Origin of the sequence: Bradyrhizobium sp. BRP22, assembly GCF_020194175.1 — a bacterium.
In the GTDB taxonomy this organism is placed as follows: domain Bacteria; phylum Pseudomonadota; class Alphaproteobacteria; order Rhizobiales; family Xanthobacteraceae; genus Bradyrhizobium.
In genome coordinates, this window is sequence record NZ_JADYVX010000004.1 from 140,840 (window position 1) to 154,043 (window position 13,204).

At 62.8% G+C, this 13,204-nt stretch carries 14 protein-coding genes; 9 read left to right on the plus strand and 5 right to left on the minus strand.

Annotation, left to right across the window (positions count from 1 at the left end; genetic code table 11):
* The first annotated feature begins 504 nt into the window (after nucleotides 1-504).
* The 5 genes from I6F35_RS07385 (at nucleotide 505) to I6F35_RS07405 (ending at nucleotide 5,302) form a co-directional block, all read left to right on the plus strand.
* Nucleotides 505-1,632 carry a TRAP transporter substrate-binding protein gene (locus I6F35_RS07385; protein ID WP_225116992.1) on the plus strand — a complete coding sequence of 376 codons (1,128 nt, stop codon included), beginning with the start codon at nucleotides 505-507 and terminating at the stop codon, nucleotides 1,630-1,632.
* Nucleotides 1,633-1,752: 120 nt separating this feature from the next.
* On the plus strand, nucleotides 1,753-2,355 hold the full coding sequence (locus I6F35_RS07390; protein ID WP_225116993.1) for a TRAP transporter small permease subunit: 603 nt from the start codon (nucleotides 1,753-1,755) through the stop codon (nucleotides 2,353-2,355).
* Nucleotides 2,352-3,701 carry a TRAP transporter large permease subunit gene (locus tag I6F35_RS07395; protein ID WP_225116994.1) on the plus strand — a complete coding sequence of 450 codons (1,350 nt, stop codon included), beginning with the start codon at nucleotides 2,352-2,354 and terminating at the stop codon, nucleotides 3,699-3,701. The genes I6F35_RS07390 and I6F35_RS07395 overlap by 4 nt, the downstream gene beginning before the upstream one ends.
* 30 nt (nucleotides 3,702-3,731) lie before the next feature.
* The gene (locus I6F35_RS07400; protein WP_225116995.1) at nucleotides 3,732-5,132 is read left to right on the plus strand and encodes an amidase; all 1,401 of its coding nucleotides are present in this window, start codon (nucleotides 3,732-3,734) and stop codon (nucleotides 5,130-5,132) included.
* On the plus strand, nucleotides 5,129-5,302 hold the full coding sequence (locus tag I6F35_RS07405) for a hypothetical protein (protein ID WP_225116996.1): 174 nt from the start codon (nucleotides 5,129-5,131) through the stop codon (nucleotides 5,300-5,302). Before I6F35_RS07400 ends, I6F35_RS07405 begins: the two co-directional genes overlap by 4 nt.
* Nucleotides 5,303-5,379: 77 nt before the next feature.
* Here I6F35_RS07405 and I6F35_RS07410 read toward each other — a convergent pair whose 3' ends face one another.
* The 3 genes from I6F35_RS07410 to I6F35_RS07420 all read right to left on the minus strand — a co-directional run bounded on the left by I6F35_RS07410 (nucleotide 5,380) and on the right by I6F35_RS07420 (nucleotide 7,367).
* On the minus strand, nucleotides 5,380-5,622 hold the full coding sequence (locus I6F35_RS07410; RefSeq protein WP_225116997.1) for a PilZ domain-containing protein: 243 nt from the start codon (nucleotides 5,620-5,622) through the stop codon (nucleotides 5,380-5,382).
* Nucleotides 5,623-5,815: 193 nt separating this feature from the next.
* Nucleotides 5,816-6,835: an aldo/keto reductase gene (locus I6F35_RS07415; protein ID WP_225116998.1), complete on the minus strand. Its 1,020-nt coding sequence runs from the start codon at nucleotides 6,833-6,835 to the stop codon at nucleotides 5,816-5,818.
* Nucleotides 6,836-6,938: 103 nt separating this feature from the next.
* Nucleotides 6,939-7,367 (minus strand): PaaI family thioesterase, encoded by a 429-nt coding sequence (locus I6F35_RS07420; RefSeq protein ID WP_225116999.1) that lies wholly within the window; start codon nucleotides 7,365-7,367, stop codon nucleotides 6,939-6,941.
* 75 nt (nucleotides 7,368-7,442) lie between these two features.
* Between I6F35_RS07420 and I6F35_RS07425 the strand changes: the two genes are divergently transcribed.
* From I6F35_RS07425 to I6F35_RS07435, 3 genes are all read left to right on the plus strand, one after another.
* Nucleotides 7,443-8,066 carry a CoA pyrophosphatase gene (locus tag I6F35_RS07425; protein WP_225117000.1) on the plus strand — a complete coding sequence of 208 codons (624 nt, stop codon included), beginning with the start codon at nucleotides 7,443-7,445 and terminating at the stop codon, nucleotides 8,064-8,066.
* A 339-nt stretch (nucleotides 8,067-8,405) separates the two neighbouring features.
* Entirely contained in the window at nucleotides 8,406-9,386 is a 981-nt protein-coding gene (locus I6F35_RS07430) for a tripartite tricarboxylate transporter substrate binding protein (protein ID WP_225117001.1), read from the plus strand.
* Nucleotides 9,387-9,549: 163 nt separating this feature from the next.
* A complete protein-coding gene (locus I6F35_RS07435; protein ID WP_225117195.1) occupies nucleotides 9,550-10,626 on the plus strand; it encodes a hypothetical protein in 1,077 nt (358 codons plus the stop codon).
* Between the two features lie 46 nt (nucleotides 10,627-10,672).
* Here I6F35_RS07435 and I6F35_RS07440 read toward each other — a convergent pair whose 3' ends face one another.
* Nucleotides 10,673-10,978: a hypothetical protein gene (locus I6F35_RS07440; RefSeq protein ID WP_225117002.1), complete on the minus strand. Its 306-nt coding sequence runs from the start codon at nucleotides 10,976-10,978 to the stop codon at nucleotides 10,673-10,675.
* Nucleotides 10,979-11,191: 213 nt separating this feature from the next.
* Here I6F35_RS07440 and I6F35_RS07445 point away from each other — a divergent pair, with 213 nt between their 5' ends.
* Nucleotides 11,192-11,659, plus strand: a complete 468-nt coding sequence (locus tag I6F35_RS07445; protein WP_225117003.1) for a hypothetical protein — start codon at nucleotides 11,192-11,194, stop codon at nucleotides 11,657-11,659.
* A gap of 13 nt (nucleotides 11,660-11,672) precedes the next feature.
* Here the strand turns inward: I6F35_RS07445 and I6F35_RS07450 are convergent, their stop codons facing one another.
* Nucleotides 11,673-12,890, minus strand: coding sequence for an EAL domain-containing protein (locus I6F35_RS07450; RefSeq protein WP_225117004.1), 1,218 nt, complete (start codon nucleotides 12,888-12,890; stop codon nucleotides 11,673-11,675).
* Between the last annotated feature and the right edge of the window lie 314 nt (nucleotides 12,891-13,204).

A 13,204-nucleotide genomic window follows, 5' to 3' on the forward strand; every position in this document is an offset into this window, starting at 1 on the left:
AACGTTCATATTCATTAACGGGGCTTCATCGGGAGGCGCCGTCTCCATTCCGCCTCGACCCGGTCCAGGTCCTTCGGCAGCGACGGCGTCAAGCCCGGCAAAAGATACATCAGCATCCTGCAGACGATGACGATCGGCAGGACGTAATGGCCGACAAGATCTGGTTGGGCGTGAGGTGCTTCGGCGCGACGTCCCTCGGATAAAACCGCCGGTGGCGGCAGGGCGCCGCCTGCAGCTTCACGAACAATGAGGACATACCGTCTGCATCCTTTGCTGCGCCGCGACAGACGACGACTGGATATCCGGCTGCTGAAAGCCCGAATGGGATCGCCCTGAGGCCAAGTGCGACCTAAGGCTAAATGCGACATCGCGTGGCTTGTCGGATGCTGGCAATGCGTCCAGACTGCGAAGAAAGTCGCTGGAATGCGGCATCGCTCCAGCGGTCGACAACGAAAAGAGCACCAAAGTGCCGTTCGAACAACAACGCCGCCAGGGAGGACGTCCATGACCGCAAAGTCTGAAAAGACCAAGACAACCCGTCGGAAATTTTTGCTCGCCGCGGGCGCCACCGGCGCCGCCGCTATCGCCATGCCGCAAGTCAGCCGGGCGCAGACAGCGACGCTGAAGATGCAGGGCTCGTGGGGCAAGGCTGATGTCTTCAACGAGATGGCCGAAGATTATGTGAAGCGCGTCAACGAAATGGCCGGTGGCCGGCTGCGGATCGACTATCTGGTCGGCGGCTCGGTCGTGCATCCATTCCAGGTATTCGACGGCGTTCATGGTGGCCAGATCGACGCGGCACATACGGTAACGGTCTATTGGTACGGCAAGCACAAGGCGGCCTCGCTGTTCGGCACCGGCCCGGTGTTCGGCTTCAACGCCAACGAAGGCCTCGGCTGGATCCACAACGGCGGCGGCAAGGAACTGTTCGAGGAGCTGCAAACCAAGGTCATGAACGTCAACATCAAGAGCTTCTTTGCCATGCCGATGCCGACCCAGCCGCTCGGCTGGTTCAAGAAGCCCATCACGAGCGACGCCGACCTCAAGGGCTTGAAGTATCGCACGGTGGGCCTTGCCGCCGATCTCTTCCAGGCGATGGGTGCATCCGTCGCGCAGCTTCCCGGCGGCGAAATCGTGCCTGCGATGGAGCGCGGCGTGATCGATGGGTTCGAGTTCAACAATCCGACCTCGGACCGGCGCTTCGGCGCGCAGGATGTCGCCAAGAATTACATGATGGGCAGCCACCATCAGGCGACGGAATATTTCGAGATCATGTTCAACCGGACGAAGTTCAACGCCCTGCCGAAAGAACAGCAGGCGATCCTGCAATACGCCGCCGAAGCCGCTTCCTCCGCCAACGAGTGGAAAGCCATGGACTATTATTCCAAGGACCTGCAGGAGCTGATCAACAAGGACAAGGTCAACGTCCTGCGGACGCCGAAGTCGGTGTTCGACGCGCAGATCAAGGCCTGGGACGGTCTGATCGTCCAGCTCGGTTCGGACCCGTTCATGAAGAAGGTGATGGACTCCCAGAAGGAATGGGTGCGCCGCGTTGTTTACTACAACATGTACAACGCAACGGACTACCGCGGCGCGTTCGAGCATCATTTCCCGGGCGTGCTCAAGGTCTGACGGCTCTCGCAGCGCGGCGCCGACGCTGCATGATGACGGACGGCGCAGTTGACGCGCCGTCCAGCCACGAATCGGGAGGGGGGACATCCGGATGTGCTGCGCGAAGCGAGTACAACTCGCATGACGAAGTTTCTGTTCTTCATCGATGAGCTCAGCACCTGGGTCGGCAAGGCGTTCGCCTGGCTGATTCTCGTTCTTACGCTGGGCGTCAGCTACGAGGTGTTCGTGCGCTATGTACTGCGCGCGCCGACCACCTGGGCTTTCGACATCAGCTACATCACCTATGGCGCGATGTTTCTGATGGCCGGTGCATATACGCTCTCGCGCAACGGCCATGTGCGCGCCGATGTGGTCTACCGCCTCTGGTCGCCGCGCACTCAGGCGGCGATGGACCTTGTTCTCTACATTCTGTTCTTCCTGCCGGCGATCGCGGCGCTGATGTATTCCGGCTGGAATTATGCCCAGATGTCGGTGCGCTTCCGCGAAGTCAGCATCTTCAGTCCGGCCGGCGTGCCGGTGTTTCCGCTGAAAGCGCTGATCCCGCTCACCGGCTTCCTGCTGTTCCTGCAGGGATTCGCGGAAATCATTCGCTGTGTGCTGTGCATCCGCACCGGCCGCTGGCCGCAACGCTTGCACGACGTGGAGGAGACCGAGAGCATCGTCATCCAACAACACCAGCAACAGGCGGCTGCACAGCGGAGCGAGAAGGGAGCAGGCACATGACCGATCCTCAACTCGGCATGCTGATGCTGGGCCTGTTCATCTTCATCATCATGCTCGGCTTCCCGATCGCCTTCACGCTGATGGCGATGGGCGTCGCATTCGGCTACTATGCCTACTACACTCCCGGTCAGGAGTTCTTCCAGAATCGCATCTTCACGCTTCTGGTGCAGAAGACGTTCGAGGTCACATCCAGCGACGTGCTGGTCGCGGTTCCGCTGTTCCTGTTCATGGGTTATCTGGTCGAGCGTGCAAACATTCTCGACCGCCTGTTCTATTCGCTGCAGTTGTCGATGAAGAACGTGCCGGGCGCGCTTGCGGTGGCCACGCTGATCACCTGCGCGATGTTCGCGACCGCCACCGGCATCGTGGGCGCCGTCGTCACGCTAATGGGCCTGCTCGCTTTGCCCGCGATGCTGCGAGCTGGCTACGACACCAAGCTGTCGGCAGGCGTAGTCTGCGCCGGCGGCTGCCTCGGTATCCTTATTCCGCCGAGCATTCTCCTGATCGTCTATGCGGCTACCGCGGGCGTTTCGGCGGTCAAGCTTTACGCGGCGGCGTTCTTTCCGGGCTTTCTGCTGGCCGGCTTCTACGTCCTCTATGCGATGGCGCGCGCGATCATCAATCCCGCGCTCGCGCCGAAACTGCCGCCCGAGCAGGCCAATGTGCCGATCACCAAGGTCATCTGGGCACTCACCACGTCATTCCTGCCGCTTGCGTTGCTCATCGTTTCGGTGCTCGGCGCGATCCTGTTCGGCCTGGCGACGCCGTCCGAGGCGGCCGCTGTAGGTGCCCTCATGAGCATCGTTCTGGCCGCGGCCTATCGTTCGCTCAACTACGAGATGATGCGCGAATCGGTATATCTGACCGTGCGTGCCACTGCGATGGTCTGCTATCTGTTCATCGGATCGTGGACGTTTTCCGCGGTGTTTGCCGTGCTCGGCGGACAGGCGGTGGTGGAGCAGTTCTTCACCTCGCTGAACCTATCGCCGATCCAGTTCCTGCTGTTGACCCAGTTGATCATTTTTCTGCTCGGCTGGCCGCTGGAATGGACCGAGATCATCATCATCTTCGTGCCGATCTTCCTGCCGCTGCTTCCCCAGTACGGCATCGATCCGATCTTCTTCGGCATCCTGGTCGCACTGAACACACAGACCGCGTTCAATACGCCGCCCGTCGCGATGGCCGCCTTCTACCTGAAGGGCGTGGCGCCGCCGCAGGTGAAGCTCACCGACATCTTCTCCGGCGCGCTTCCCTTTGTCGGCCTGGTCTTCCTCACCATGGCGCTGGTCTACATCTTCCCGGACATTGCATTGTGGTTGCCAAGCTATCTCTATGGATCGCGGTGAGCTGCCTGGTCAGCCGATGAAAGGGTACGCATGAGTCTCAATGCGCTGGGCCTCGCGGAAGCCGCGGCCGGCATCCGCGACGGCCGGTTCAGTTCGGCGGAGCTTGTCGGAGACTGCCTCGAGCGCACCGATGAGGTCGATCGCGATGTCCAGGCGTGGGCGTTCCTCGATCGTGACCATGCGATGCGGCAGGCCGAGGCCGCGGACGATCATCGCAAGCAGGGCAAGCCTGTAGGCCCATTGCATGGCGTGCCGGTGGGCATCAAGGATATCTTCGACACCGCCGACATGCCGACGGAGTTCGGATCAGAGCTGTGGGCCGGGCGCACGCCGCGGCGCGATGCGGCGGCTGTGGCGCGTCTGCGCGCGGCAGGAGCTGTGATCCTCGGCAAGACGGTGACGACCGAGTATGCCTATTACCATCCGGGCAAGACCCGAAATCCGCACAATGCGGATCGCACACCGGGCGGATCGTCCTCGGGCTCCGCCGCGGCTGTCGCGGCGCTGATGGTGCCAGGTGCCATCGGCTTGCAGACCAACGGCTCGGTGATCCGCCCCGCCGCTTTCTGCGGCGTGGTCGGCTTCAAGCCCAGCCATGGCCTCATTCCGCGCAGCGGCGCGCTCGAACTGTCGCGCACGCTCGATCATGTCGGCGTGTTCGGGCGCAGCGTCGAGGACGTCGCCCTGCTGGCCGAGGTGATGGTCGGGTTCGACGAAGAGGATCCGGACACACGGCCCGTTCCGCGGCCGCCATTTTCCGCCACAGCGGCGAGCGAGCCGCCATTGCCGCCGCGATTTGCCTTCGTGCGCTCTGCGGTTTGGGAGCAGGCCGAGCCGGTGACGCGTGAAGCCTTTGCCGAGCTTGTCGAGGCCTTGGGCGAAGCATCGAGCGAAGTCGAGCTTGGGCCGGGCTTCGAGAAGGCGATCGAGATGCACCGTGTGATCATGGAGGTCGATATGGCGCACAATCTCCGCCGCGATTACGAGAGAGGCGGCGACCAGCTCAGCACACCGCTGCGGCAGGCGATCGAACGCGGCCGCGCGCATCTCGCGGTGGATTATTGCAACTCCATGGCCGGCATCACCCGGCTCAACCAGGTTCTTGATTCTGTATTCGACGAGTACGACGCCGTCCTGACGCCGGCTGCGCCGGGCGAGGCACCCGGTATCGAGACGACCGGCAGCCCGATTTTCTGCACGACCTGGACCTATCTCGGTGTGCCCGCCGTCAGCCTGCCGTTGATGAGGTCCGAAGCCGGCCTTCCGCTTGCCGTCCAGCTTGTCGGCCGCCGCGGGAACGATGCCCGCCTGTTGCGCACCGCGCGCTGGCTTGTCGACAATGTCGCGCGCACCAGTCGCAGCGGCCGGCGCAAAGTCACGACCGTTGGATCGAAGCCGGCGCTTGGCGCGCAGGGAAGGAAAGCGCAATGACCAATCTGATCACCGGAATCATCGGTCTCGGGCTTGTGATGACATTTTTGGGAATCTTGTTGATTTGGGTCAAAGCCATCCCGCTCATCGTTATTGTCGTAGTCGTGATGATTCTGGCGGTGATCGATTTCGCACAATCGCTGCGGGCGGGGAACGGCGCGCGTCGCTGACATCAGGCTGGTTCGCCGATAAGGGGAGCGCGATCGCCACGATCCGCCCACAGCCATCGGCAGGATGCTGCGGCCGCTCAGTTGTTGAACTGGACCCCGATCCGCTTCTCTTTTCTCCAGACGACACGGCAGGGCCGTTGAAGGCGCTCGGATTCGACCACCAGAGTGAAGCGCTCGGGAATGCCGAGTGGCGATGCCACATCCAGCGCAGCGCCCCTTTCTGAGAGATTGCAGACCGTACAATCGATCGCGCCGCCGCCGAACGAGATCGTGCCCGCCTTCAACGTACGATGTCGCTGATTGCTTCTTCGCTCTTCCATCGTGGTCTCCGCGTGTGCCGGAGAGCTGCAATTGCCCCGACATTGCAGATTGGAAGCGAGCCTGTCCGAGAGGTGATCTGGCCGTCCAACAGCAGCCGGTGCAGTAAGTGATAGCGCCGTGGTTAACGAAGCGCCACGGTGCCCAGACGAAACGCCTAGATTTTATTGCGATGCAATGCGGCCGATTATCATGCTAAGACGACTCTGCCGTCCGCGCCCGTCGCCCCTCGATCGGATAGGCCGGATCGTTGTAGCCGGGTGTGGAAGGATGCCCGCTCACGACGAGCCGGTCGATCAGCGCCTCGTCTTCGGCGGTGAAGCGATAGTCGAGCGCGCGGATGTAGTCGTCCCATTGCGCTTCCGTGCGCGGGCCGGCGATCACGGCAGAGACGAACAACGAATTCAGGACCCAGGCGACGGCGAATTGCGCCGCCGTGATGCCGCGGGCCTCGGCATATTGCCTGATCTCCTGCGCCAGCTTCAGTGATTCCGACCGCCACTCGGTCTGCATCATCCGGGTATCGCTGCGGCCGGCGCGGGTGTCCTTGTCGGGGATGGCATCGGGGCGGTATTTGCCGGTCAGCACGCCGCGTGCGAGCGGGCTATAGGGCACCACCCCGAGCCCATAATAGCCGCAGGCCGGAAGATGCTCGACCTCGGGCATGCGGTTCACCGCGTTGTAATAGGGCTGGCTCACGATCGGGCGGTCGAGGCCGAGCCGGTCGCAGATGCTGCAGATCTCGGCGACGCGCCAGGCGCGGTAGTTCGAGACGCCGAAATAGCGCACTTTGCCCTGCCTGATCAGGTCGCCGATCGTGCGCACGGTCTCTTCGAGCGGCGTCGTGTGGTCTTCCTTGTGCAGGTAGTAGATGTCGATATAGTCGGTGCCGAGCCGCGTCAGGCTCGCCTCCGCCGCCTGCAGCACCCAGCGTCGCGACAACCCGCCAAAATTGGGATCGTCGCCGATCTGATTGGCCAGCTTGGTGGCGAGGATCCAGTTCGGCCTGCTGTTGGCGATGGCGCGGCCGACCACCTGCTCGGAGTTTCCGCCATTATAGGCATCGGCGGTGTCGATGAAATTGACGCCGGCCTCGCGCGCTTTTGCGATGATCCGCGCCGAGGTCGCCTCGTCGGTGGGGCCGCCGAACATCATGGTGCCCAGGCAGATCGGCGAAATCTTCAGGCCGCTGCGGCCGAGTGGACGGTACTGCATCGTCTGCTCCTCCTGGAGTCATTCCGGGGCGATGCGGAGCATCGAACCCGGAATCTCGAGATTCCGGGTCTGGTGCTGGCGCACCATCCCGGAATGACGAACGCTACGCCTGTTCGCTCTTCAGTATCTTGAACACGCCGTTCGCCATGGCGATGCAGCGTCTGTCGACGGTGACTTCCGTGGTGATGAAGATCAGGCTCCTGGTCGAGCGCACCACGCGCGGCCTCGAGATCAAGATTTCGCCGATCTTGCCGGCCTCCACAAAATGGGTATCGAGCTGCACGGTCGCCAGCGTCGGCTTGCCCGAGACGTAGCGGGCGGTCATGCCGCAGGTGCGGTCTGCGAAGGTCATGATCACGCCGCCTTGCACCAGGCCGCGGCGATTGTGATGCTTGTCTTCGGTGATCAATGCATATTCATGCTCTTCGCCGACGAGGCGCTGCCACAGCGGCCCGACCAGATGCAGGAAGCCGGATGTATCGACAATCTTCCAGCCGTCGGATTTGAGCTTTTCCGCGGCATGTTTCGTCATGTGATGCTTTCCGTGGCCAAGGCGTGATATCAGGTCGTCATTTCATTGAACGCGGGACTGTTGTAGTCAAGATCAATGGCCCGCTCATTTGATGATGCCACCCGGCGGAATATCGCAGAGCTCTGTGCGGCGTTCACGCGCCTGCCGGATGACAGTGCGCCGCTGCTCAAACGCGCGGCGGTCGCGATCGCGCTCACGAGAGGCGAGGGCGAGGAGACCGCGTTCCTGCTCACCCGCCGCGCGGCCGGCCTGCGCAACCACAGCGCGCAATGGGCGCTGCCCGGCGGACGCTGCGATGCTGGCGAGACGCAGGCGGAAGCGGCGCTGCGCGAGCTGCACGAAGAGCTCGGCCTGCGCGTCGATGACGGCGATGTGCTCGGCGTGCTCGACGATTATCCGACCCGCTCCGGCTATCTGATCACGCCGGTCGTGGTGTGGGTCTCGAGCCGGGCGCGGATCGTGCCCAATCCGGACGAAGTCGCCTCGGTCCATCGCATCACGCTCGAAGCGATCGAGGCGGAGGACGCGTTCAGCTTCACCACCATTCCCGAAAGCGTCAGGCGCGTGATCCGCTTCCGTCACGCCGACCAGCACATCCACGCGCCGACAGCCGCCTTGATCTACCAGTTCCGCGAGGTGCTGGCCGGCCGCGACACCCGCGTCGCCGATCTCGAGCAGCCGGTATTCGCCTGGAAATAGGGCGAGCGATCTCCGTCATCATTGCTGTGGCAGTGACGTGCAGGGAGCAGCGAACTCGAGTCTATCCCCTCACCCTGAGGAGAGCGCGGAGCGCTCGTCTCGAAGGGCGAGGCCATCGGCCGGGCCTCATGGTTCGAGACGCGCTGCGCGCTCCTCACCATGAGGGTCCAGTAGCACGTCGCGATGGACTGCTTCGCTGAGCCTGTCATCGGGCGGCGCATTCGCGCCGACCCGGTGGCGCGCCATGACGAGCCGGCACGTCCGAACCCTGGTTGCCGATGCCAGGCGTTTGGGTGACAATGCGCCCACAACAAAAAACATCAGGGGAGGCTTTCGGACATGCTGTCCTGGAAGAACCGACTTTGCGGCGCCATCGTCGCGCTTGCTGCGGGCGCAGCATTCTGGCCCGCACAGGCGCAGGATTATCCGAACCGGCCGATCACGCTCGTCATCCCCTTCGCTCCGGGCGGCAGCACCTCCATTGTCGGCCGGGGCATCGCCGAGAAGATGAGCGAACTGCTCGGCGAGAAGATCGTGATCGACAACCGTCCCGGCGCCGGCGGCACGGTCGGCACCAAGGCCGTCGCCAAGAGCGATCCCGATGGCTACACGCTGTTGCTCGGCTATACCGGCACGCTCGCGATCGGTCCGTCGCTCTTCAAGAAGGCGGGCTACGATCCGCGCAAGGATTTCGCGCCGATCGGCATGATCGGCAATGCACCGAATTCGCTCGTCGTGCATCCGTCGTTCCCGGCCAGGAGCGTTGCCGAGCTGATCGCCTATGCCAAACAAAATCCCGGCAAGGTCAGTTTCGGCTCGGCCGGTGCCGGCACCGCAAGCCACATCACCGGCGAATATTTTGCGCGCAGCGCCGGCATCGCGCTGGTGCATGTTCCCTACAAGGGGACGGGGCCTGCGCTGGTGGACCTCATTGGCGGGCACATCCCGATGGCATTTGCGCCGATCCCGGCCTCGCACGCCAATGTCAGCGCGGGAACGCTGCGCGCGCTCGCCGTGACCAGCTCGACCCGCTCCGGCCTCCTGCCCGACGTGCCGACGATTGCGGAGGCCGGGATCCCGGGGTTCGATGCTTCGCTCTATTATGGCCTTGCCGCGCCGGCGGGCACGCCGCGGCCGATCATCGACAAGCTCAACAAGGTGCTGCGCGATGCGCTCGCTTCCGATGAGGTGAAGCGGCAATTGGGCTCTGACGGCACCGAGATCACGCCGGGCTCGCCCGAGGACTACGCCGACTTCATCGACAAGGATGAGAAGAAGTGGGCGCAGCTCGTGAAGGCCAGCGGCGTCGAGCCGGAGTGAGCAGGTTCCGGGGCTGACTTCGCGGGCAGGCTTGCTACAAGAGAGCATGCGCCCGCCATTGATTCGCCTCTTCCCCGGATTGGTCGCGCTCGCGCTGTTCGCGGGCGCGCCGGAGGCCGTGGCGGCCGAGGCTGCCACCCTTTCGGCATCCACGGCGGACGCGATGGCGCAGGCCGCGACGCCGCAAGCGATCGCCGAATATCGCCGCAAGCTGCGGGAATATCAGGAGGCGCGCGCCGCCTTCGAGGAGGAGGCGGGCGCCTATTGGAGCGCGATCACCGAGAAGCGGCGCACCCGCAACGCCAAGCGACGCGAGCGGCAGCCGGTCACGCTCGACGACTATGTGCTCGCCCAGCCGCCGGTCTATACCGGGCCGAAGCGGCCGGTGAGTCCGGAGCCGGAGGAAGAGGAGCCGTCGCGTCCACGCAGGGCCATTCCTGTTGTCGCCGATTTCCTCCAGGCTGCCGCCGAGCAGTTTCAATTCACGCCGCAACGGCCGGCCTCCGAGCTCGAGTTCAAGCGCGCCTATGCCCGCTATGCGATCGCGTCCGGCCTGACGCGCGAGCAGGCGGTCCGGGTCTATTCGTTCGAAACCGGCGGCAGCGGCAATCACGACATGCAGTCGGGCTATCGCGGTCCCGGCACGAGGGCGATTTCGACCGCGATCGGCTACAACCAGTTGTTGACCACCAACAGCGTCGAATTGATCGCCCAGCAGGGCCATGAGTTCATCAAGGTGCTGACCCAGAAGGCAGCCACGCTGTCCGGTCCCGCGCGCAAGGCGATGGATCACAAGATCGCGGTGCTGAAGAAGATGGTGGCCTTCGCACGCTCGGTGCCGGACGACTGGTCGGCGCACGAGAAGCTTGCGAGCACGCCGCAGGGCTGGGCGGTCCATGCCATGGTGCTCGACATCGACATCGGCCCGATGCTGCAGACCCACAAGCTGCTGACGTCGGTCATCTTCGCGCGCGCCAAGGGCTATACCCGTCCGCTGACCGCGGCCGAACTTGAGATGATGAACCTGACCGGCGACGGCACCGGCCTCGACATGGTCACGATGCCGCAGGCGATGCGCGAGAGGGTGCCGACATCGAACTTCTTCCAGCGCGGCGGTTATGAGCGCAACCCGGTTGCGATCCGCCACAACACGGTGGCAAAGCTGCTCGCGGTCACCGACGAGCGGATGGATTTCAACAGCAACAAGCCCGGTGCCAAGGAACTGGCGTCGGCGTTTTAGCCTCTTCACCCTTCAGGGAAGGGTGAAATCAACGGATGTGCGATCTTCAATTCGATCCGAACATGAACTTGCCGTCGCCCTCGAGATAGGGGCCGGAGCGCATGTAGAGCTGGCCGTTCTGGCCGACGAAGAACAGCGTGCCTTTCGGCACCTTCTTCGCGCCCTTGAGCAGCAGGCCGGCATTGTTGGTCCCCAGCTTGTAGGCGAGGGTCGTGCCGTCCTTGCCATAGGCGTAGCCCATGTCGGACTTCAGCTCCCAGGGCGTGGGCGATGCGTTTTGCGCAATTGCGGGAGCGGCCAGCGTCGTCAGCGCCGCTGCGATCAAAAGGATCTTGGCCAGAAATCGAATCATGATCATCCTCCCCAGTCGTCGTTGCCGAAACCGGCGCCCTTGCTTGAACAAATCACGAACGCCATTATTCCGTCAATACGACGGAAGTGTCGTGCGGCATCGCGCGCACCCTTGCGGGTTTGTGATTTTCTGCTTCGCGACTATGTTGCCGTTTCCATCTACAAGCGCATCATTGCGAAAAGCTCGATAGGGATGATTCGAATGAAGTCCGGCATGAATATCGTTTTTGGTATCGCGCTCTCGCTCATGACGATAGCCAGCGTGGCTTATGCCGATGAATTCAAGCTCTCCAACAACCAGCGTATCGCCTGCAGCCGGGGATTGTCAGCCGGCAAGCTCAACACCGCGACCTGCAGATCCTACGCCTATCTGTTCAACACCAAGACCTCGGAATACTTCCGCTGCCAGGTTTCGCTGGCGCTGACGCGCGACAACAAGGAGGTCATCAATGTGCAGGCCGACGGCGGCTGCACCAAGCGCCCGCGGATCTTCGATACCGACGGCAACTACTCCTTCGACGCCACCGAAACCGAACCGCCGAACACCAACTCGTTCTTCGGGCCCGGCGGCTATTCCGTCTGGGCCAGCGACAACAACGTCCAGAAGGTGCGCGGCTGCATCATCATTTCCTCCGGCCTCGGCTCCGACATTTCGAAATGTATCGACATGACGTTCCAGTGAGCCCGAGGGAAGGTCACGATTTCGCTTCGGCGCTCGCGGCGGAGGAAGGCCGCGATCGGGCGAACTTCTTCACCGCCATCGGCTTGCCGAACAGATAGCCCTGCACCAGATCGAAGCCGACCGCATGCGCGGTGAGGAAGTCGGCGCGGGTCTCGACACCCTGCGCCAGCGCCCGCGCGCCATGGTCATGGGCAAGCTCGACGACATGCTTGCACACCGTCTGCTTCAGCCGGTCGTTGGCAGCCCCGGTGACGAATTGATGATCGATCTTCAGTTCGACGAAAGGAAAGCTCTTCAGCCCCATCAGCGAGGGCCACTCGGTGCCGACCTGGTCGACCGATATTGCGATGTTGTGGAACCGCACCTGCCGCGCCACCTCGATCACGAGATCCAGGTTCTCGATCACCTCGGCACTTCCGATCTCGAGCAAGAGGCCGCCGAAAGCGGGATGCTGCGGCACGCGATGGCATAGTTCGCGCACGGCATGAGGATCCTCCAGGAAGGACACCGGCAGGTTGATCGAGAGATCCACCGGTCCTTTCTGCTCCAGCAGATAGTGCCAGTCCTCGATGGCACGGCCGACCACGAATTCGGACAGCGCCTGGAAATGCGGATCGCCGTCATCGGGAATGAAATAGGCCGGCGGCACCACGCCCCACGCCGGATGCCGCATCCTGACCAGGGCTTCCGCGCCCGCAGGAACCAGCGTGCGCAGGTTGATCTTCTGCTGGTACCACAATTCGAGCCAGCCGGCCTTCAGCGCCTCCGCCACATCGACCGCGGGGCTCGGCGCCGGCTCCTGTGGCAGCAGCATCGCGACGCTGTCGCGCAGCGTTCCGGCGCCAAACGGCGTCGCCAGCGGCGGCAGCATGGCTACGCCGTATTCTTCGCCAATTTGCCTGACGGCTTTTACCATAATCGACTCGGGCGGGCCGATGACGAGAACCTTGCCTGCGAAATTCTTCCTGACGAGAACCTCAAGAATCCTGCCGACCTCGATGCCGTTCACCGAGACACCAAGCACAAGCAGATCCGGTTGATGCTCGTCCAGCGCGCCATCGAGTTCGGCGGCCTCGCTGCACTCCGAGGTGATGAATCCGAGATCCTCGAGAGCATCGGAAAGAAAGGTACGAAGGTGCTTCTTGCTATCGGCGACGCAAGCCCGCGGCGTCAATTTGCGATGACCGAACCAGCCGGGTCGTGCGTATTCGTTGGGGTTGATTTGATTCATGCCCGCCCTTTCCCGCGATGTCGATTTGACTCGTACATCTCCGTGGCGGCCTTAATCTGGAAATTTAAGGACACTCCCTGCAAATCCCCATGAATGCTTAGGTAGGGTTAAAGAGAGCAATAAAGCTAAAATTGTAATGAAAAAATCCAGGCGAGAGCATGCGTGGCTGCAAATGCCGTGCTCCGACACCATTCAGTGCGAAGCGCGCTCGCAATGATGCGCCACCGCGTCATTCGCGGCGGCTGCACCTGTTAATGTCTATGGTTGTTTGGGGTCGCCGTCGTGATCGATTCCCGTTTTGAGAAAAGCATTCA